This is a genomic window from Alteraurantiacibacter aestuarii, from assembly GCF_009827405.1.
GTDB classification, from domain to species: domain Bacteria; phylum Pseudomonadota; class Alphaproteobacteria; order Sphingomonadales; family Sphingomonadaceae; genus Alteraurantiacibacter; species Alteraurantiacibacter aestuarii.
The window spans coordinates 244097-265214 of record NZ_WTYY01000003.1 but is presented as its reverse complement, the minus strand read 5'-3'; the positions used below and the strand labels follow the sequence as shown (position 1 = coordinate 265214).

General features: G+C 63.7%; 17 protein-coding genes. 8 read left to right on the top strand and 9 right to left on the bottom strand.

Going from position 1 to position 21118, the window contains the following annotated elements; translation table 11 throughout:
- Positions 1-8: 8 nt before the first annotated feature.
- The 3 genes from GRI32_RS06630 to GRI32_RS06620 are packed head-to-tail and all read right to left on the bottom strand — an operon-like array spanning position 9 to position 1903.
- A complete protein-coding gene (locus GRI32_RS06630) occupies positions 9-560 on the bottom strand; it encodes an LptA/OstA family protein (protein ID WP_160590621.1) in 552 nt (183 codons plus the stop codon).
- A 41-nt stretch (positions 561-601) separates the two neighbouring features.
- Positions 602-1258, bottom strand: a complete 657-nt coding sequence (gene lptC, locus GRI32_RS06625; RefSeq protein WP_160590620.1) for an LPS export ABC transporter periplasmic protein LptC — start codon at positions 1256-1258, stop codon at positions 602-604.
- A gap of 27 nt (positions 1259-1285) precedes the next feature.
- On the bottom strand, positions 1286-1903 hold the full coding sequence (locus GRI32_RS06620) for a ribonuclease D (RefSeq protein ID WP_160590619.1): 618 nt from the start codon (positions 1901-1903) through the stop codon (positions 1286-1288).
- 81 nt (positions 1904-1984) lie between these two features.
- Here GRI32_RS06620 and ung point away from each other — a divergent pair, with 81 nt between their 5' ends.
- The 5 genes from ung to GRI32_RS06595 all read left to right on the top strand — a co-directional run bounded on the left by ung (position 1985) and on the right by GRI32_RS06595 (position 5607).
- Positions 1985-2665 carry a uracil-DNA glycosylase gene (gene ung, locus GRI32_RS06615; RefSeq protein ID WP_160590618.1) on the top strand — a complete coding sequence of 227 codons (681 nt, stop codon included), beginning with the start codon at positions 1985-1987 and terminating at the stop codon, positions 2663-2665.
- 82 nt (positions 2666-2747) lie between these two features.
- Positions 2748-3716 carry a TauD/TfdA dioxygenase family protein gene (locus GRI32_RS06610; protein ID WP_160590617.1) on the top strand — a complete coding sequence of 323 codons (969 nt, stop codon included), beginning with the start codon at positions 2748-2750 and terminating at the stop codon, positions 3714-3716.
- Between the two features lie 228 nt (positions 3717-3944).
- Complete coding sequence (locus tag GRI32_RS06605) at positions 3945-4280, top strand: TraR/DksA family transcriptional regulator (protein ID WP_160590616.1); 336 nt, start codon at positions 3945-3947, stop codon at positions 4278-4280.
- Positions 4277-4879 (top strand): GNAT family N-acetyltransferase, encoded by a 603-nt coding sequence (locus GRI32_RS06600; protein ID WP_160590615.1) that lies wholly within the window; start codon positions 4277-4279, stop codon positions 4877-4879. Before GRI32_RS06605 ends, GRI32_RS06600 begins: the two co-directional genes overlap by 4 nt.
- A gap of 236 nt (positions 4880-5115) precedes the next feature.
- A complete protein-coding gene (locus GRI32_RS06595) occupies positions 5116-5607 on the top strand; it encodes a murein L,D-transpeptidase catalytic domain family protein (RefSeq protein WP_237437425.1) in 492 nt (163 codons plus the stop codon).
- Positions 5608-5624: 17 nt separating this feature from the next.
- On the opposite strand, the gene GRI32_RS06590 is transcribed toward GRI32_RS06595, so the two are convergent.
- From GRI32_RS06590 to GRI32_RS06570, 5 genes are all read right to left on the bottom strand, one after another.
- Positions 5625-6329, bottom strand: coding sequence for a nuclear transport factor 2 family protein (locus GRI32_RS06590; RefSeq protein WP_160590613.1), 705 nt, complete (start codon positions 6327-6329; stop codon positions 5625-5627).
- Positions 6330-6435: 106 nt separating this feature from the next.
- Complete coding sequence (locus GRI32_RS06585; RefSeq protein WP_160590612.1) at positions 6436-7872, bottom strand: glutamate synthase subunit beta; 1437 nt, start codon at positions 7870-7872, stop codon at positions 6436-6438.
- An 11-nt stretch (positions 7873-7883) separates the two neighbouring features.
- Positions 7884-12539 (bottom strand): glutamate synthase large subunit, encoded by a 4656-nt coding sequence (gltB, locus tag GRI32_RS06580; RefSeq protein ID WP_160590611.1) that lies wholly within the window; start codon positions 12537-12539, stop codon positions 7884-7886.
- 215 nt (positions 12540-12754) lie between these two features.
- Positions 12755-14737 carry a hypothetical protein gene (locus tag GRI32_RS06575; RefSeq protein WP_237437424.1) on the bottom strand — a complete coding sequence of 661 codons (1983 nt, stop codon included), beginning with the start codon at positions 14735-14737 and terminating at the stop codon, positions 12755-12757.
- A 70-nt stretch (positions 14738-14807) separates the two neighbouring features.
- Positions 14808-16037 (bottom strand): TIGR04063 family PEP-CTERM/XrtA system glycosyltransferase, encoded by a 1230-nt coding sequence (locus GRI32_RS06570; protein WP_160590609.1) that lies wholly within the window; start codon positions 16035-16037, stop codon positions 14808-14810.
- A gap of 53 nt (positions 16038-16090) precedes the next feature.
- On the opposite strand from GRI32_RS06570, the gene GRI32_RS10705 reads away from it, so the two are divergent.
- Positions 16091-16318 carry a hypothetical protein gene (locus GRI32_RS10705; protein WP_237437423.1) on the top strand — a complete coding sequence of 76 codons (228 nt, stop codon included), beginning with the start codon at positions 16091-16093 and terminating at the stop codon, positions 16316-16318.
- A 4-nt stretch (positions 16319-16322) separates the two neighbouring features.
- Complete coding sequence (locus tag GRI32_RS06565; protein ID WP_160590608.1) at positions 16323-17708, top strand: putative O-glycosylation ligase, exosortase A system-associated; 1386 nt, start codon at positions 16323-16325, stop codon at positions 17706-17708.
- Between the two features lie 62 nt (positions 17709-17770).
- Here the strand turns inward: GRI32_RS06565 and GRI32_RS06560 are convergent, their stop codons facing one another.
- On the bottom strand, positions 17771-18994 hold the full coding sequence (locus GRI32_RS06560; protein WP_160591093.1) for a polyhydroxyalkanoate depolymerase: 1224 nt from the start codon (positions 18992-18994) through the stop codon (positions 17771-17773).
- Positions 18995-19219: 225 nt separating this feature from the next.
- Here GRI32_RS06560 and GRI32_RS06555 point away from each other — a divergent pair, with 225 nt between their 5' ends.
- On the top strand, positions 19220-21007 hold the full coding sequence (locus GRI32_RS06555) for an ABC transporter transmembrane domain-containing protein (protein ID WP_160590607.1): 1788 nt from the start codon (positions 19220-19222) through the stop codon (positions 21005-21007).
- Positions 21008-21118 lie beyond the last annotated feature (111 nt).

Sequence of the window (21118 nt, the reverse complement as noted above, 5' to 3'; positions counted from 1 at the left end):
TCGCAAGCCTAGTTCTTGTCAGGAACGGCGAAAGTTCCCGATACGCGGCCACCCCGGCCGGTATTGCCTGCCGCATTGCCATCCACGCTGGATACGCCGGTATTGAGATCGATAACCAGCCGGCCACCGTTGAGCGTGTCATTGCCGCGCCGCAGCGCCACTCCGCCTGACATGATGATCAGCCGCCGATCCACATCATAAACCGCAGCCGCGCCGCTGGCCCGCTCATTGCCGCGGGTCACGGTGACGCCGCCGGTGGCATCGAGCCGGTGAATGGTGAGCCCGCCATCGCGGCTATAGGCGATGGTGGTGCGCTGTGCGGTCAACCGCATGTCACCCTGCGAAATCACCACATCGCCGCTGGCGACAACGCGGTTCTGGCGGTCCTGCAGATCGATCCGGTCCGCTTCGTAATTCACCGGCTGGTTGGTGTTGAAGCTGGCAAAGGCCTGCGCACCGGCCAGTGAGGAAAAGCCCAGGGCCGCAATTCCGCCAGCCAGCAGGCCACCCGCGAGCCCGCGCAGGGCCAGTTGGCTGAGTGAAGGACGAAGGGCGTGCATGGCAGACTCCGATAAACGATCAGGCTTCTGAGGCAAGCAGGTCATTGCACGCCCCTGGGCAGGCGCAGCTGGCTGGGCACCATGCGCAGCCGCGCATTGCCGATCAGCGACAGGGTCCGCTCCGCCAGATTGGCGCGCAGCGAATCAGCCTCGAACGTGCCGGCGGGGATGGAACCTTCCACCCGCCCATCGCTCACCAGCGAACGGGTCGGCAGGTCCACCACCACGTTGCGGGCCACCATGTGATAGCCATCCGCAGCGGTAAATTCGACCACGCCGGGAATGCCCACCTGCTCCTTGTCGATGGCATAGGTGCCGGTGTCGGCAGTGAGTACGGCGGGGCCTTCAGGCAGGATAATCCGCGCCACCAGATCGTGCATTTCCACCACCGGAACCGTCCGGCTGGTCTGCACGGCATCACCGGCGGCGAGCGAGAAAGGGCGGCCAGAGGAATCCTCGCCGCGGTACATGGCATTGTCCACCCGCAGGCGGTCCTCGGCAATCGCCACCTTGTTGCGATCGAGCAGGAAGCTGACCTCTCCGCGCGGCGAAAGCGGGGTGATCAGCATCATCGCCGCAACCACGCCCACCAGCGCCGGCAGGCCAATGGCCAGCACCCGCACCATGGTATCCAGCCTGCTGCCGGGAGCGGCAAAGGCCTGGCGGCGCGAACGGATCTTGTCAGCTTCAACAGTCATGCGGTGGTGCAATTCGCCTTTACGAGCTTACTCGTGGCTGAAGATGTCCTTGTCCGCCCATCCGGCAATATCGAGCAAGGCGCGGGTGGGCAGGAATTCGAAACAGGCCTGGGCAATTTCAAGCCGGCCTTCGCGTTCCAGCCTGACGATCAGAATGTCCCGCATGCGGTGCAAAAAGCGCACGTCGGACGCGGCATATTCACGCTGCGCCTGCGACAGTTCGTCCGCGCCCCAGTCGCTCGACTGCTGCTGCTTGGACATGTCTTCACCCAGCAGTTCACTCACCAGCATCTTCAGCCCGTGACGATCCGTATAGGTGCGGACCAGCTTGCTGGCGATCTTGGTGCAGAACACCGGCGCGGCCATCACGCCCAGGTAATGGTGGATGGCGGCCAGATCGAAGCGGGCATAATGATACAGCTTGATCCGCGCAGGATCGGCCAGCACCGCCTTCAGATTGGGCGCATCATAGGCGCTGCCATTGGCAAAGCGCACAAGATGCTCGTCGCCATTGCCATCGGATATCTGCACCACGCACAGCCTGTCGCGCGTGGTGACAAGGCCCATGGTTTCCGTATCGACGGCAACGGGTCCGGGAGCCAGCACATCGGCGGGCAGGTCTTCTTCGTGATAATATACAGCCATATGCAATTTGCCTTAGGCGGATTGGGGAAAGAGGGAAAGGGTGTGCTGGCTGCACACGGAACAGGGCAGTAGGAAAGCATCATGGCAGAGCAAATCCCCGATAGCTGGCGCGATGCGCTTGGCCCCGTGCTGGCAACTCCTGCGGCGCGGCAACTGGGCGGCTGGCTGCGGGCGCAGGAGGATGCGGGCAAGGCGATTTATCCACCGCGCGGGATGCGCCTGCGCGCGCTGGAGCTGACCCCGCTGGACACGGTGAAAGTGGTGATCCTGGGGCAGGACCCCTATCACGGGCCGGGGCAGGCGCATGGTCTCAGCTTCTCCGTCCCGCCGGGGGTGCGCCAGCCGCCGTCGCTGATGAATATGCTCAAGGAACTGCACAGCGATTGCGGGATAGAGCGGCCCGATCACGGCAATCTGGAAAGCTGGGCGAGCCAGGGCGTGTTGCTGCTCAACAATGCGCTGACGGTGGAGGCGGGGCAGGCCGGATCGCACCAGCAGCGCGGGTGGGAGGAAATCACCGATGCCGCCATCGCCGCCGTCGCTGCCCGGCCCCAGCCATCGGTATTCATTCTTTGGGGCAGCCATGCACAGAAGAAGGCGCAGCGAATCGACGCGCTGAAAAATGGCCACCACCTGGTGATCTCTTCCCCGCACCCCAGCCCGCTTTCTGCCCATCGCGGCTTCTTCGGATCGCGCCCGTTCAGCCAGGCCAATCGCTTCCTGGAGGAAAACGGCCGCGGCGCGATCGACTGGTCTCTCTGACCTGGATCAAGGCACGCACCTGCATGCTGGCCTAGTCCGGTCAGCGGCGATATGAAGCGCGCAAGAACAAGAGAGGACTGCCATGGCGATCACCGTCACCCCGATCAGCGAGCGCTTTGGCGCGGAGATTTCCGGCGTCGACATCAGCCGCCCGCTGGATGAAGCCACCAAGGCGGAAATCCGCGCGGCGCAGGACAAATGGGGCGTGACCGTGTGGCGCCAGACCGGGCTGGACGATGCCAGCCATGTCGCCTTCAGCCGCATCTTCGGCCATGTCGAACTGGCCCCGCGCCACAAGGGCAAGCCACCGCGTTTCAGTGAGCCGGAACTGTTCGATGCCAGCAATGTCGATGCCGACGGCAATATCATCGACAATGATCTGCGCCGCCTGATCAATGCCGGCAACCGGCTGTGGCATATCGACAGCTCATATATGGAGGTGCGCAGCGCGCAGGCCCTGCTGCTGTGCCATTCCGCCCCGCCGATGCCCGCGCCGACATGGTTTGCCGATGCGCGCAGCGCCTGGGACGACCTGCCGCAAAGCATGAAGGACAGGATCGAGGGGCTGACCGCGCGCCATTGCTATTTCTATTCGCGGATGAAGGCTGGTTACCCGACCACGGAGGAGGAGCTGGATGCCATGCCGCACGCCCACCAGCCGGTGGTTCTGGAGCACAAGGCCAGCGGCCGCCGCACGCTCTATCTTGGCAATCACGCGCGCGACATCATCGGCCTGAGCCGCGAGGAAGGCCGCGCGCTGATAGACGAGCTGAATGCGTGGATGACGCAGGACAAATATCTGATCTCTGTCGATTACCAGCCCGGTGACATGTCGATCTGGGACAATCTGGCCGGCGCCCACCGCGCCGGAGAATTCGACGATACCGCCTGGGCACGCGACATGCGCCGCACCACCGTGCGCGAAGCGGGCGTGGAAGCGGCGGATGACCATTTCAGCACCATGTTCAACAACTCCAAACGCAAGGCCGAAGAAGAGGCTGGGATAGAGGCTGGGGAAGAGGCTGGGGTTTACACAAGTGACACGGTGTAAAGCCGGGTAGCACTGCCATAAACCCAGGATTCCTGCGGCTTTGCGGCCTGTATCGGGGGTACGCGGAAACAGGCTGAAGGAAAAATTATCTTATCCATCTGCGTAATAATATTACGCGAGGGTTGCAGCCATACCCGCGCCGGAAATGGCTGGAATATGCACCGACAATGGGAAAGAGCCGCAAGGCCTTTGACATAGGGCAGGCATGTAGGACAGCATCGCCTCTCCATGACCGAAGATGCCGCCCGCAAGGCCCTGGAGGCCCGGCTTGCCGAGCTTGACCAGTTACAGGCGATGAGCGCGGAAGGCCGCGCGCCGGTGACCTTGCAGCAGGATAGCGTGGGCCGCCTCAGCCGCATCGATGCCATGCAGCAACAGGCGATGGCGCAGGCCGAACAGCGTCGGCGGGAAGCCGAGCGCACCCGCATCGCCGCTGCGCTGGCACGGCTGGATGAGGGCGAATGGGGCTGGTGCGTCACCTGCGGTGAGCAGATCGCCGAGGGACGGTTGAGCGGCGATCCCTCGCTGGCGACATGCGTGCAATGCGCGGGCGGCAGGCGATGAGGCTGGTCACGCCCACACGCGCACATCTGCCATCCTATATCGCCGCACTGGAACGCGGATGGTCGCCCAACAACATGGATTCAGAGCGCCACCGCCTGCGCGAACTGGCCGAGATCGCCGATGATGCGGACAGCTTCCTCGCCAGCATGACCGACCGGGAGGCGAAGGCGGGCGATGTCCAATTGCCCGATGGCAGCTTCGTCAAACGCCTGCCGGGCATCCGCAAATGGATGTGGGAAGACTCAGCAGATAGCGCGGGCGGCCAAGGCGGCGGGCAAAGCGGCGGTGAATTCTGCGGCCAGATCGGCTTTCGCTGGATGGAAGGGACTGAAGCGCTGCCGCCGCATCTGCTGGGCCATATCGGCTATGGCGTGGTGCCGTGGAGGCGGGGCAGAGCCTATGCCGCGCAGGCCGTGCGCGACATTTTGCCAGAGGCGCGGGCGCTGGGCATGCGCTGGGTCACCATCACCACCGATCATGATAATCCGGCATCGCTGCGCACCATCGCCAGGGCTGGCGGCTATCACACCGGCACTGCGGCCAAGCCCGCCGCCTATCGGCATGGCGACACCATCGAATGGTTCCGCATCGATCTGTAAAATGGGCGCAGCCTGTCCGGTTTCTGCCCCGATCTGTCGCCAGAGCAGGGCTGGCACACCCTGCTGCACCTTGAAAATCGGGCCTCTCACGCCAGATATTGATCAAATCAGATAAGTGGAATCATACAGTGATATTCAATCGACGCCAGTTTCTGGGCGCGTCGGTTGCGGCTACTTCCTGCCTGGCGGCCCCGCGTGCATTTGCCGCGCCGTGGACAACGTCAAGGCCCCGCCTGTTGCCGCAAGCCCTGACCGCCCTCGATACCCATTCCAGCCAGATCACCCAGCGGGACGTGATCGGTCTTGTCGACTTCTCCGCCCATTCGCGTGAATTGCGCTTCCAGCTGGTGAATGTCGCCAGCGGAGATGTTGCGGCGGAATGGCTGGTCGCCCATGGCCGCGGGTCCGATCGGGCCAACAGCGGCTTTGTCAGCCAGTTTTCCAACCAGCCGGGTTCCAACGCCTCCTCTCGCGGGAGCTTCCTGATCGCCAACGCCTATGTCGGCAGGCATGGCCGTTCGCGGCGCCTGATTGGTCTGGAGCCGCAGAACAACCTCGCGCTTGACCGGGCAATCGTGATCCACGGCGCAAATTATGTGGACCGGGACATGGCCCGCCAGCAGGGCCGCATCGGCCGCAGCCTGGGGTGCTTCACCGTCGAAATGCGTGAGATCGAAGCGGTGCTGGAGAAGCTGCCGGAAGGCTGCCTGCTGTTCGCCTCGAAATAGGTTCCCCTGCGGTGTGATCAGCCCCCGGTTGCCAGATCCGATGCCGGAATGGCGAGCTTGTAACCCTTTACCGGATGGGTGAAGTGCCAGGGGTTGAACTGGCGGCCCAGTGCTTCGACCACGGGCAGGCTGGGGCTATCGGGCGGCATATCCTCGCTCGGCGGGGCGGAGGGGAACCAGATCTTCGCCCGTTCCAGCGCGGCATAGAAGGTCATGGTCACGCCGATCCCGCGGATTTTCCATTGGCCGTCCTCACGCACATATTCGTTCTCGTAAATGCCGTCTGCCAGCAGGAAATGCGGCGTATCGGGAGGGGAATTTCCCTGCACCTGCGCCCGCGCGCGTGACTTTGCGCTCTGCCGGTCATCGGCGATGGTGATGATTGGCTGCTGCTGGACGTGGTTGATCACCTCATCCTTCGCCAGCCCCCAGCGGCCATCTCCCAGCACGCGCAGCAGGAAGGCGTGTATCCGCTCCTTGCCCAGATAGCGCCCGCGCTGGCCGATCTCTATCCACGCGCCTTCATCGCAGAACAGGTCGGCCATTTCGCGAAACATGCGGTTATCGATGAAATAGCCATAGGCATATTGCAGGCGCTCGATTTCGGCGCGGTCTTCCAGCAGGCCCAGCTGGTGGCGTGTGCGGGCAAGCTCGTCTGCCTGCTGTGCCACCGTCGCCTCCAGCGCGCGCAGCGCCTGCGTCAACTCGTCCAGCCTGTCCATCGCATGTCCCTCCACCTGTATTCAGAGTGCACCAGGTGGTGCGCGCAAACAAGAAGGGCGCGCCCTGTCAGGCACGCCCTTGCTCGATGTCACAGGGGTGCGGCGATCAGCGCGGCAGTTCGCTCACGCCCATCAGCGCCTCGTCCACGCTGCGCGCGCACTGGCGGCCTTCGCGGATGGCCCAGACCACCAGCGACTGGCCACGGCGCATGTCACCGCAGGCCCAGATCTGTTCGTCGGAGGTGCGGTAATCTTCGGTGTTGGCATCGATATTGCCGCGATCGGTCAGTTCCACGCCCGACTGGTCTATCATCCCGGCCTTGCGCGGGCCGACAAAGCCCATCGCCAGCAGGATCAGGTCGGCAGGCAGGGTAAACTCGGTGCCGGGCACTTCCTTCAGCTTGCCCTCGGACCAGTCCGCGCGCACGCATTTGAGGCCGGTAACCTTGCCGTCCTCACTCTCCACTTCCTTGGTCAGCACGGCCCAGTCGCGGGCCACGCCTTCTTCATGGCTGGAGGAGGTGCGCAGCTTCATCGGCCAGTCGGGCCAGGTCAGCAGCTTGTTCTCATGCACCGGAGGTTCGGGCATGATTTCGATCTGGGTCACGCTCTTGGCGCCCTGGCGGTTGGACGTGCCCACGCAGTCAGAGCCGGTGTCGCCGCCGCCGATCACGATCACGTTCTTGCCCGTTGCGGTCAGCGTGCCGCGCGGTGCGGCGCGTTCTTCGCTGTCACCGGCGTTGCGCTTGTTCTGCTGGGTCAGGAATTCCATCGCCAGACGCACGCCGGGCAGTTCCGCACCGGGGATCTGCAGCATGCGTGCATCTTCTGCGCCGCCCGACATCACGATGGCGTCGAAGTTTTCCTTCAGGCTCTTGATCGACACATCCACGCCCACTTCGGTGGAGGTGCGGATGGTCACGCCTTCGGCTTCCATCTGCACCGCGCGGCGGTTGATCAGGTGCTTTTCCATCTTGAAGTCAGGGATGCCGTAACGCAGCAGTCCGCCGATCCGGTCATTCTTCTCGAACAGGGTTACCGAATGGCCGGCGCGTGCCAGCTGCTGTGCGCAGGCCATGCCCGCGGGGCCGGAGCCGACCACGGCAATGTTCTTGCCCGTGCGCTTGGCCGGGACCTGCGGCTTGATCCAGTCTTCCTTCCACCCCTTGTCGACGATGGCGCATTCGATGCTCTTGATCGTCACCGGCTCGTCAGTGATGTTCAGCGTGCAGCTCGCCTCGCACGGGGCGGGGCAGATGCGGCCGGTGAACTCGGGGAAGTTGTTGGTCGAATGCAGCACTTCCAGCGCGTTCTGCCAGTCGCCCTTGTAAACCAGATCGTTCCAGTCCGGGATGATGTTGTTCACCGGGCAGCCGTTGTGACAATAGGGAATGCCGCAATTCATGCAGCGCGATGCCTGCGAGCGAAGTTTCTCCTCGCTCGGCTGGATCACGAATTCCTTGTAGTTCTTCAGCCGCTTGGCGGGAGCTTCATAGCTGCGCTCTTCGCGATCGACTTCGAGAAAGCCGGTTTCCTTGCCCATTGTAGTGTTCCTTACTCGGCAGCCACGGAGGCGGCAGCATTACGCTCCGCTTCAAGCTGCCTCAGCGCGTTTGCATAATCGCGCGGCATGACCTTGACGAATTTACCCAGCGCATTGTCCCAGTCTTCGAGCAGTGCGCTCGCCCTGGCAGAGCCGGTGTGCAGCTTGTGCCGCTCCACCAGAATGCGCAGCCGCTCGGCATCGTGATAGAGCATGTCGCCCATGCCGAAATCGGTAACGCTGGTGGCGCGCTGCTGCGGACGGCCGGTGCCTTCTTCGGCAGAAGGTGCGGGGCTGATCGGTTCCAGATCGACCTGCGCCATGTTGCAGCGATCCTTGAACGAGCCATCGGCGTCATAGACATAGGCCACGCCGCCGCTCATCCCGGCGGCAAAGTTGCGGCCCGTGCCGCCCAGCACGCAGACCACGCCGCCGGTCATATATTCGCAGCCGTGATCGCCGGTGCCTTCAACCACCGCCACGGCGCCCGAATTGCGCACCGCGAAGCGTTCACCCGCAACGCCGCCGAAATAGGCCTCGCCGGCAATCGCGCCATACAGCACGGTGTTGCCCACGATGATGTTCTGCGTCGGATCGCGGTCCACATTGGACGGCGGGCGCACGATCACGCGGCCGCCCGAAAGCCCCTTGCCGACATAGTCGTTGGCATCGCCCACCAGATCCAGCGTGACGCCATGCGCCAGCCATGCGGCAAAGCTCTGCCCGGCAACGCCGGTGAAGTTGATCCGCAGCTGTTCCGGCTTGAGGCCGGCATGGCCGAACTTCTGCGCGATCTGGCCCGACAGCATCGTGCCGACCGTGCGGTTGACATTGCGGATCGGGAAATCGAGCACCAGCGTTTCGCCATGTTCGATCGCCGGACGCGCAGCCTGGATCAGGTCGTTGTCGAGCGCAGCCTGAAGGCCGTGATCCTGCGTTTCGGTGTGATAGAGTTCCTTGCCTTCGGGCACGGGGATCGACGTCAGCAGGCGGGTCAGATCCACGCCGTCTGCCTTCCAGTGGCGAACGGCGCGCTTCATGTCGATCCGGTCAACCCGGCCGATCATCTCCTGCAGCGTGCGGAAGCCCATTTCGGCCATGATCGCGCGCAGCTCCTCGGCCACGAAGAAGAAGTAATTGATCACATGTTCGGGCTGGCCGACAAAGCGCTTGCGCAGTTCGGGGTTCTGCGTGGCCACGCCCACCGGGCAGGTGTTGAGGTGGCACTTGCGCATCATGATGCAGCCCGCTGCGATCAGCGGAGCGGTGGCAAAGCCGAACTCGTCCGCGCCCAGCAGCGCGCCAATGGCGACATCGCGGCCAGTGCGCAGGCCGCCATCGACCTGCACCGCAATGCGGCTGCGTAGATCGTTGAGCAGCAGCGTCTGCTGCGTTTCCGCCAGGCCGATTTCCCACGGCGAGCCGGCATGCGTCAGGCTGGTCAGCGGACTTGCGCCGGTGCCGCCTTCATAACCCGAGATGGTCACATGGTCGGCGCGCGCCTTGGAAACGCCCGCAGCCACCGTGCCCACGCCCACTTCGGACACCAGCTTGACCGAAATACGCGCGACCGGGTTCACGTTCTTGAGATCGTGGATCAGCTGCGCAAGGTCTTCGATCGAGTAGATATCGTGATGCGGCGGCGGGGAGATCAGGCCCACGCCAGGGGTTGAATGGCGGGTTGCGCCAATGGTCTTGTCGACCTTGTGACCGGGCAGCTGGCCGCCTTCACCGGGCTTTGCGCCCTGCGCCATCTTGATCTGGATATCGTCGGCATTGACCAGATATTCGGTGGTCACGCCAAACCGGCCCGATGCCACCTGCTTGATCGCCGAACGCATCGAATCGCCATTGGCCATCGGCGTGAAGCGGCTGGGATCTTCCCCGCCTTCACCGGTGTTGGACTTGCCGCCGATGCGGTTCATCGCCTTTGCCAGCGTGGTGTGCGCTTCCCAGCTGATGGAGCCATAGCTCATCGCGCCGGTGGCGAAGCGCTTGACGATTTCCGCCGCCGTTTCGACTTCGGAGATGTCCAGCGGCGTGTTGGCTGGCTTGAGTTCCATCAGCCCGCGGATCGTCAGCAGGCGTTCGGACTGCTCGTTGATCGACTTGGCGAACTCGGCGTAATTGGCCCAGTTGCTGGCCGGGTCCGTGCCGCGCACGGCGTGCTGCAAATGGGCGACATTGGCAGGCGTCCAGGCGTGATCCTCACCGCGCAGACGGAACTGGTAGATACCGCCCACGTCCAGCATGTTGCGATAGATCGGGTTGTCGCCATAGGCAGCCGCATGGCGGCGCACCGCTTCCTCCGCCACGTCGATCAGGCCGATGCCTTCGATGGTGGTGGCGGTGCCGGTGAAATATTTCTCCACGAACTCGGTCGACAGGCCGACCGCATCGAAGATCTGCGCACCGCAATAGGACTGGTAGGTCGAAATGCCCATCTTGGACATGACCTTCTGGATGCCCTTGCCGACCGCCTTGATATAGTTGCGGCGGACCTGAACGGGGTCCATGTCCTGATATTTCTCGGCGCGGATATCCTCCAGCGTCTCGAACGCGAGATAGGGGTTGATGGCTTCGGCGCCATAGCCCGCCAGCGCGCAGAAATGATGCACTTCGCGCGCTTCGCCGGTCTCCACCACCAGGCCGGTCTGCATGCGCAGGCCCTGGCGCACCAGATGATGGTGCACGGCTGCGGTTGCCAGCAGCGCGGGCATGGGAATGCGGTCCTTGTTGGCCGCGCGGTCGGACAGGATCAGGATGTTCTTGTCCTGCAGCACCGCTTCGGTGGCAGCCCAGCACATTTCCTTGATCGCCATTTCCAGCCCCTCGGCGCCGGTTTCGGCATCCCAGGTGATGTCGATCGTCTCGGTCCGGAAAGCGCCATCCAGGCTGCTTTCGACAGAGCGGATCTTCTCGACATCCTTGTTGGTCAGGATCGGCTGATCGACTTCCAGACGCTTGTGCAGGCCGCCATCATGGCCCAGCAGGTTGGGACGCGGGCCGATCATCGACAGCAGGCTCATCACCAGTTCCTCGCGGATCGGATCGATCGGCGGGTTGGTTACCTGGGCGAAGTTCTGCTTGAAGTAATCATACAGCAGCCGGCTCCTGGCGGACAGCACGGCAATCGGCGTGTCGGTGCCCATCGACCCCAGCGGATCGTCGGCGTTGACGGCCATCGGCTCCAGAAAGCGCGAGATGTCTTCCTGCGTGTAGCCAAAGGCCTGCTGGCGATCGAGCAGCGAATCTTCCGGCGCGCGCACGGCATCGCGGTCGGTCTCAATGGTTTCAAGGTCGCGCAGTTTGTACTGCGCCTGCTTGAGCCATTTTTCATATGGATGCGCGGCGGCCAGCTCCGCCTTCAGCTCGGCATCTTCGACGATGCGGCCTTCTTCGAGGTCGATCAGCAGCATCTTGCCCGGTTGCAGGCGCCATTTGCGGATGATGTCGGTTTCGGCAAACGGCAGCACGCCGCTTTCCGATGCGAGGCAGACGATATCGTCCCGGGTCACCACAAAGCGCGCCGGACGCAGGCCGTTGCGGTCCAGCGTGGCGGCGATCTGGCGGCCATCGGTAAAGGCCACGGCGGCGGGGCCGTCCCAGGGTTCCATAAGCGCGGCGTGATATTCGTAGAACGCCTTGCGCGCGGGATCGATCATCGGATCGCGCGCCCACGCTTCCGGGATCAGCATCATCATCGCATGGGCCAGCGAATATCCGCCCAGCAGCAGCAGCTCCAGCGCGTTATCGAGGCAGGCGGTGTCAGACTGGCCATGCGGCACGATCGGCCACAATTTGTCGAGGTCGGCGCCCAGCAGGTCGCTTTCCATCGTGCGGCGGCGGGCGTTCATCCAGTTCACATTGCCGCGAACCGTGTTGATCTCGCCATTATGCGCGATCAGGCGGAACGGCTGTGCCAGGCGCCAGCTGGGGAAGGTGTTGGTGGAGAAGCGCTGGTGCACCAGGCCCAGCGCGCTTTCGCAATCGGGATCGCGCAGATCGTCATAGAAACTGCCCACCTGATTGGCCAGCAGCAGGCCCTTGTACACCACCGTGCGGCTGGAGAAGCTGGGCATGTACAGCTTCAGCAGGCCGGGCATGTTGTGCTTTTCGGCCAGTTCCTTGAGCGGGTTCTGCGTCTGCTTGCGAATCACGATCAGCTTGCGCTCGAACGCGTCATGGTCCTCGCAATTTTCGCCGCGCGCGATGAAGCACTGGCGGATCATCGGCATCGAATCGAGCACGGCCTTGCCCAGGCCGTCCAGCGTGCAGGGCACATCGCGCCAGCCGATCAGCGTCTGGCCTTCCTTGGCGATGAACTTCTCGAACTGTTCGGTGATGAACTCGCGCGCTGCATCTTCCTGCGGCAGGAAGCACATGGCCACGGCATAATCGCCGGCCGGCGGCAGGCTCAGCCCTTCGCCCGTGGCCCATTTGCGATAGAGCTTGTCCGGGATCTGCATCAGGATACCCGCGCCATCGCCCAGCAGTGGATCAGCGCCCACAGCGCCGCGATGGTCGATATTTTCCAGAATCTGCAGCGCCTGGGTCACGATGTCGTGCGATTTGACGCCCTTGATATGGGCTACAAAGCCTACACCGCAGTTATCATGTTCATTGCGCGGATCGTAAAGGCCCTGTGGGGCTGGAAAATCGGTCAACTCTTCTATCCTGTCTCAAGCCGATGGTTTTGCACGCTCCGACACCGGCAAAAGCCAGCAGCGAAACGCGACTCACCCAGCTTGGGTGCTTATCGAAAATGTCGCGAAGGAACCCCATGGCGACAGGAAAGTGTTTTGGCAAGGTTTGCTGCAATGCACAATGGTCAATTCATGGCCTTGTGCCGGGATTCCAGATGTTTAGCGCCAGTGCGCGATCAGGCGACGCCGCTCATCCGCTGGAGGTTGAGCAGGGCTTCGCGCAGGACGCGCTCATTTTCCTCTGCATTGACCGGCCGGGCCTGTTCCGCAGCCGCAGGTTTGGCCTGTGCTGCGCCCTGGTCTGACGGCGCATCGAAGGGGCGCCGGGTGCCGGTGGAAATGGCAGCAAGAGCGGCGTCTTCCTGTGCGGAGCTGCTTGCAGCCTCGTGCGGGAACACCACGGCAGGCTCGACATGGTCGTCTGCGGCCTGCGGCTCATCCTCGATCCGGACGAATTCCTCCGCCCGCTGCCGGAAGGGATTGTTCATCGCGACCAGCGAGGCGAAGTCCTCCGCGTCATCGCCTTCTTGCTCTGACGGAGCGGTATCGGCGGGCCGGGAGAAATCGAGCGGCTTGCGGGCGGCAGGTGCCTTGGCCCGGGCCGTTTCGGTGCGCATGCGCTCAAGCGGAAGATTGAAAGACGCGGTGAGGTCATCCTCATCCGTGTCATCCTCGGCATCAAGCCCGCTCAGATGGGCGAAATTGGCGAACAGCCGGAATTCGCTGTCTTGTGGCGGCTGTTCTTCGCCTGCGTCTTCAAAAGGGGCCGCGTCTTCAAAAGGGGCCGCGTCCTCATAATCGGCATCGTCATGACCGGCAGCATCGTCGAGATCGGCGTCAGGCTCGTCCAAGCCCTGCGCAGGTGAGGAGAAATCGGCAAAGGGCGCTGGTTCTGCGGCAGCAGACGTGATCGGATCTGCGGCGGATTCGGTGCGGCCGAAATAGGCCTTCATCGCCTCGGCGGCCTCGTCCGGCTCGGCCACGTCGAAGCCACTGGGCATGGCGCGCATGGCGTGCGCGGGGATCGGTGCGGAAGCGGCCAGCCTGGCCCGGGCGGCGCGCATCTGGCGGTGTTTCTCGATCGAGGAGCCGAGGCGCTGTGCCAGCTGCACCAGCGCCAGGTCGCCCAGTTCCGCCTCGTCCCACTGCGCGGGCGCAGCGTCCGTTGAGATATCGGCTTCGGCTTGATCAGGCTCGGCGGCAGGCTCGAAACTGGACTCGATCATGGTGTCCTCGTTGTAAATGTCATCTTCCGGCAGCGGAGCCAGGAATCGTGCAGGCGATGGTGCAGGCTCTGCAGAGGGTTCGTCAGAAGGCCCCTTGACCGGCCCTTCAGCGGACTCGCCGCGCTTCATCGATGGCGGGGAGAAGGCCAGGGCATCCACAGCGGCTTCGCTGTCATCCTCAGCCTCGAACCAGGCCGTGTCGAACTGGTCTTCCGCCTCGTGTACATCGGGCTCTGCATCAAGACCGGCGGGCACTGGCGCTTCGATGGCGGCTGCGAATTCCGGCCCGTCGATCATTGGTTCATCCCCGTCCATGTCTTCGCCAAAGCTGGCGGCAGGCGCCATTTCCGACAGTTCCATCACGTCATCAAAATGATCGTCGCTGGCGACTCTTGCTGATTCTTCGACTGCTGCTTCCAGATCGAAGTCGGGCATGTCGGCGGCCTTGGCGGCAGCAAGAAATCTGGCGCCGGGGTTGCCGGGCAGCGGGGCGAAATCGAAATATTCGCTGTGACCTTCATCCACATCTATGGCCAGCGCGCGGCGGCGCGGCCCGGTATCGTCAAACCCTCTTTCGCCCAGCTCCTCATGCGCATTGATCGGTGAGCGCTTGGCTGAGCCTTTCTTGGCGGCGCGAGAACGCTGCGGGGCGGCAGGGGAATGGGCCCTGGCCACCTGGCGCGCGATCAGCAGGCCGGAAATCGCCCCCAGCACGGTGAAGCCGAGCGCCATCAGCGCGCGGGCGGTAAAGCCGAGCGGCGGCGCGGTGGCAGGCACGATGGAGGAAAGGCCGGTCGATACGGCGATCTGTTCGATCACCGGGACAGGGACCACCAGACTGCCCATGCCCAGAAGGGCGGCAAACCACAGGGCCACGATAAACGGGAACGCCGGATGCGTGCTGATGGGGGCCTTTGCGCCCCCTCGCTTCATGCCGGTTTCTTGTGCCATGCTAGCCAATTGATCACCCAGGTTTCGCGCCGGTCCATCTTGCCGCCACCTGTCAGGCTGCGGCGCAAATCCGGCTGTTCGGATCGTGGCCTAACAGCACTTGGTAAACAGCTTGATAACGTTGAACGTTGCAGGCCCAGTCATGATGGCTGGCAACATGCTGGCGAGCGGTCTGACGCATGGTGTCCCAGTTGCCGCGCGCATCCAGCAGATCGGCCAGCGCGCGGGCGCATGACTGCGGATCGTCGGGGGTGAACAGCGTGCCGGTGACCCCGTCCTCCATCAGCTCGCGGTGTCCGCCCACATCGCTGGCGGCGACCAACTTGCCCTGCGCCATCGCTTCCAGCGGCTTGAGCGGGGTGACGAGGTCCGTCAGCCGGCTGGCCTTGCGCGGATAGGCCATGATGTCGGCCAGCGCGTAATATCGTTCCACCTGATCGTGCGGCACGCGGCCGACAAAGCGAATCGCATGGCTGGCGGGGGAGGCTTCGGCGCGCGCCTTGAGCGCATCTTCCATCGGTCCGCCGCCCACCAGCAGCAGCCGCGCATCGCCATGGCGCTGCACCAGTGCGGGCATGGCATCGATCAGGTCGTCCAGCCCTTCATAATCATAGAAGCTGCCGATGAAGCCGATCACCGGGCCATCTCCCAGACCGAGCGAGCGCGCCAGCGCGCCATCGCGGGGCACCGGATTGCCGAACAGCGTCAAATCCACGCCATTGGGCATGATCGCAATCTTGCTTGCGGCAACACCGCGCGCCACCAGATCGGCGCGCAGACCTTCGCAAATGGTCACCACCCGGCCCGCCTGCGCCACCACGTGGTTTTCCAGGCTGCGGGTGAGGCGGTATTTGAGCGATCCGGCCTTGCCCACGCCGTTGCCCACGGCGGCATCTTCCCAGAAGGCGCGGATTTCATACACCACCGGTATGCCCAGCTTTCGCCCGGCGCGAACCGCCGCCATCCCGCCCAGCGCGGGCGAATGGGCATGCAGGATATCGGGCCGCCAGCCCTGCGCCAGATCGACAATCGCGTCTGCCAGGGCGGAAATCTCGCGCCATTCACGCACAGCGGGCGGGCCGGAGGCTTCTCCGCGTGTGCGGTGAAAGGTCAGCCCCTCGGCCGCTTCCACATCGGGACCATCGGCGGTGTGGCGCAGACCGGTTATGCCGCGCACTTCCAGGCCCTGCGCCAATTGCGCGCGCATGATCGCCCGCGTGCGGAAGGTATAGCCGCTGTGCATCGGCAGCGAGTGGTCAAGGATGTGCAGAATGCGTGTCATTGACGCAAATCCTTGCCACGACAACCTTAACGGCGCGTCAATTTGTCTGGGCTATGGCTGCCGATGAAGCTGCCGGAAATCTATCTGTGATCGACTATTTCACCATCGCGCTGACACACGGCCTGATCGCGCTTGCCGCTTTCCGGCTGCTGACGCGCGACGATCTCGATCGCGAGGATGAGGCGGCGGCTGCCGATACCGCCCCGGCGCCGCGCCCAAAGGGCAAGTTCTCTCCCTATGCGCGCCCCAACGCTGGCCGCAGCACGAACAAGGACGGCTGAGCGCGTGCTCGACCTTGTCCTGATCGGCTTTATCGGCCTGCTGCTGGCGATGGGGCTGAAGCGCCCGTTCATCTGGGTGCTGGTCTATATCTATATCGATGTCGTGGCCCCGCAGAAGATCGGCTGGGGGCTGATCCAGGCCTTGCCGCTATCGCTGATGGCCTTTGCCGCGGCGTTTTGCGGCTGGCTGTTCTTCGACAGCAAGCAGGGCATGCGCTTCACTTTCCGCCAGGGGCTTATCGTGGCGCTGCTGGTCTATTGCGGGCTGACCACGATGGCGGCGCAGTTCCAGGATTCGGCGTGGGAGAAGTGGGACTGGGTGTGGAAGGCGCTGGTGTTCGCCACTTTCCTGCCGCTGACATTGCGCACGCGGCTGCGGATAGAGGCGGCGGTCCTGATCCTGGTGCTGTCCATCGGCGCGATCATCATCAACGGCGGGATGAAGACCGTTTTCGGCGGCGGCGGCTATGCCACGCTCAAGCTGCTGGTGGATGAGAATTCCGGGCTGTACGAAGGCTCGATCATCTCCACCGCGGCGATTGCCACAATCCCGCTGATCGTATGGCTGGCGCGCCACGGCACCATCTTCAAGCCGGACTGGCGGGTGTGGACATTCAGCGGCGCGCTGATCTTTTCCTGTCTGCTGATCCCGATCGGCACGTCTGCGCGCACCGGGCTGGTGTGCCTTGCCGTGCTGGGGGTGCTGATGCTGCGGTCGGTGCGCTATCGCTTTGTCTATGGTGCGCTGGCGGGTCTGGTGCTGATGGCGGCGATACCCTTCCTGCCGCAGAGCTATCTTGAACGGATGGGCACGATCACCGGCTATCAGAGCGACCAGTCCGCCTCCACCAGGCTGGCGGTGTGGCAATGGACCTATGACTATTCGAAGGATCATCCGCTGGGCGGCGGCTTCGATGCCTATCGCGCCAATTCCTTCACCTACAACACCCGCGTGGTGACCGGAGAGGGCAATAACCAGCAGGTCGAATTCCGCGAAGTGACGGAAGAAGCGCGCGCCTATCACTCCTCCTATTTCGAGCTGCTGGGCGAGCAGGGCTGGCCGGGCCTGCTGCTGTGGCTGTGGTTGCAGGGGCTGGGCGTGTGGCAGATGGAGCGCATCCGCTGGCGCTTCTCCCGCACGGCAGGCGATCAGGACGCAGCCGATGGCCGCAAGAGCTGGCAATGGGGTCTGGCCACCGCCCTGCAGCAGGCCCAGCTGGCCTATCTGGTGGGCGCGCTGTTCGTGGGCATTGCCTATCAGCCGTTCATCTTCATGCTGGTTGGCCTGCAATGCGGCCTGTGGTCCTATGTCCGGCGCACGCAGGGCGATGCGCGCAAGGCCCGGTCCGGCCAGCCTGCCGAAACGGCGCAGGTGCCGTCAGCCGCCTGACCTGCGCGCGTCCTGTCGACAGCGTGTCCCATGCTGCGTCGGCCCGCGCCGATCAGCGCTGATCAGCGCGAATGGGCGCGGATCCAGTCTTCCACCACGGGAGCGATCTTGCCGCGCCATTTGCTGCCGTTGAAGATGCCGTAATGGCCCACATCTGTGGCCAGGTAGTACTTCTTCTGATCGGCTGGCAGGTGCTTGGTCAGGTCCAGCGCCGCGCGGGTCTGGCCCACGCCTGAGATATCGTCGTTCTCACCCTCGATCGCCAGCAGGGCGGTGTCGCGGATGGCATCAGGATCGATGGCCTTGCCGCGGTGCACGAATTCACCCTTGGGCAGCGAGTGTTCCTGGAACACGTGGTGGATCGTCTGCAAATAGAACTCCGCCGTCATGTCGCAGTGAGAGAGATATTCGTCGTAGAAATCCTTAGTCTTGTCGGCGCTTTCCTGATCCCCAACGGTCAGGTGCTTGAACATCTCGTAATGGCTCAGCATGTGGCTTTCCATGTTCATCGACAGGAAGCCCGCCAGCTGCAGGAAGCCGGGATAGACCTTGCGGCCCGCTCCGGGATAATTCAGCGGCACGGTGGCAATCACATTGTCGACGAACCAGCTGTGCGGCTTGTCCATCGCCACATCGTTGACGCTGGTCGGGCTGGCGCGCGTATCGATCGGGCCGCCCATCATGGTCAGCGTGGCGGGGCGGCACGCATCGCCTTCCGCCGCCATCACCGCCGTGGCGGCAAAGGCGGGAACAGAGGGCTGGCACACCGCCAGCACATGCGTGTTTTCACCGATGAACCGGAGGAATTCGATCAGGTAATCGATATAGTCGTCCAGATCGAAATCACCGGCGGACAGTGGCACCAGCTTGGCGTCGGCCCAGTCTGTCACCCACACTTCCTGATTTTCCAGCATGCGCGCCAGCGTACCGCGCAGCAGCGTGGCGTAGTGGCCGCTCATCGGCGCAACCAGCAGCAGCTTGGGCGCATCGGCGGGCAGGCCCTCGCGCTTGAAATGACGCAGCGATCCGAACGGCTTTTCCAGCACCACGTTTTCGGACACCGCATGGGCCTTGCCATCGACGGTGACCGATTCGATGCCGAATTCGGGCTTGCCGCGCTCTTCATAGACGTGGGCGAACACCTTCAGCGCGGAGGCCATGGCTGGCCCCATGCCGAAATACCCGATGGGAAGCGCCGGATTGCTCAGCAATTGGGCCCCGAAAGACGCCAGATTGCTGGCCGAATGCATCATCGATCGATGCATTTCATAGGCGGAATAGAGCATGTGCGTCCCCTGATGCGAACCATGTGCCAGGTGGATCTGCTGCGATCCCGGCACGGCGCGCAATTGTGTTGTCTGCACCATGCCATAGCCTGACTTGTGCATCCAATGTAAGCGATGTTGCATTGCAGCAAAAGGGGCTTGTGCCCGGAAAAACCGCAATAATGCAGAATTCCGGCGGGCAAGTGCTTCAATCGCGCGATCTTATCGGCTAGGCGCAGCAGCGAAATGGCCAGCCGCGCTTCCTCCGATGATGTAGAGCCCGCAGATAACCTGGGTCCGCTGGCGATGATTTTCCGCGCCGCCGGGCGCTATCCCGGCATGATCGTGTTCGCCTGTATCGCCCTGATGGTGACGGCAGCGGCCACGCTGGCGATCCCCGCCGGTTTCCGCCTGATCATCGATCGCGGCTTTGCCGAGGGCAGCAACCCGGACGAGATCGGCCGCTGGTTCCGCTATCTGTTCGGCATCGTGGTGGTGCTGGCACTGGGCACGGCCTGCCGGTTCTATTTCGTCAGCCTGCTGGGTGAACGCGTGGTGGCCGATATCCGCCTTGCCGTTCAGCAGAACCTGCTGCGCCTGTCCCCCGGCTTCTTCGAGGAGAACAGCCCGTCGGAGATTTCCAGCCGGATGACCGCCGACACCGCGCAGATCGAACATGTGGTGGGCACCACCGTCTCGGTCGCGCTGCGCAATGCCATCATGGCGGTGGGCGGCACGGCCTATCTGGTTTACCTCGCGCCCGCGCTGACCGGGATGATGGTGGTGGCCATTCCGGTGGTGATCATTCCGATTGCCATGTTCGGTCGCCGCCTGCGCGCTGTCAGCCGTGAGAGCCAGGACCGCGTGGCCGATGTCGGCGCGATGATTTCCGAAGTGCTGGGCGCGATGAAAATCGTCCAGGGCTTCAACCAGGAAAGCCGCGAACAGGCCCGCTTTGCCGCCAGTGTGGAGGCCACTTTCGAAACCGCCCGGCGGCGCATCGTGCTGCGCTCGACCATGACCGCGATCATCATTGCGGTGATCTTCGGCGCGATCACCGCGCTGATGTGGCGCGGGGCGATGCAGGTGGCCGAAGGCACGCTTTCGGGCGGCACCATCGCCGCCTTCGTGCTCACCGGCGTGCTGGTGGCGGGTGCATTCGGATCGCTGACCGAGGTTTACGGGGATCTTCTGCGCGGTGCCGGTGCGGCTGGTCGGCTGAACGAATTGCTCAACCAGGCACCCGCAATCGCGCCGCCCGCGCGTCCGCAGGCCCTGCCGGAGCCGCCGCGCGGCAGCCTGTCGTTCCAGAATGTCGGCTTCAGCTATCCCACGCGCTTGCAGGACAAGGCGATCGAGGGGTTCACCCTGACCGTTGAGCCGGGTGAGACAGTGGCCATCGTGGGGCCATCGGGCGCCGGCAAATCGACCATTTTCCAGCTGGTGGAGCGTTTCTACGATCCGCAGGTGGGCACCATCCGCATGGACGGCGTTCCGCTGGATCAGGCCGACCCTGCCGCCATTCGCGGACGCATGGCGCTGGTTCCGCAGGAAGGCGTCTTGTTCGCCGCCAGCGCGCGCGACAATCTGCGCTATGGCGCGTGGGATGCCGATGAAGAGGCTATCTGGGACGCGGCGCGCGCAGCCAATGCGGAAAAATTCCTGCGCGAACTGCCCGATGGCCTCGATACCTATCTGGGCGAAGGCGGGGCGCGTCTTTCGGGCGGCCAGCGCCAGCGCGTGGCAATCGCCCGCGCGCTGCTGCGCGATGCCCCGATCCTGCTGCTGGATGAAGCCACCAGCGCGCTGGATGCCGAAAGCGAACGGCTGGTGCAGCAGGCGCTGGAAAAGCTGATGGAGAACCGCACCACGCTGGTCATCGCCCACCGCCTGGCCACGGTGCGCGCGGCAGACCGGATCGTGGTGCTGGACGATGGCCGCATTGTCGAGCAGGGCGATCACGCCAGCCTGATTGCCAAGGGTGGGCTTTATGCCCATCTCGCCGCGCTGCAATTTGACGATCAGGCCGCCTGACGGCCCGCTTGCCCGCCTGACCGGCGAAGCACACGAAGTTTCCGGTTGAGAATTCGATTGAGACAGGGGTTAAGCCCCTGCTAATCGACGAAGTATCATATGAAACCGATG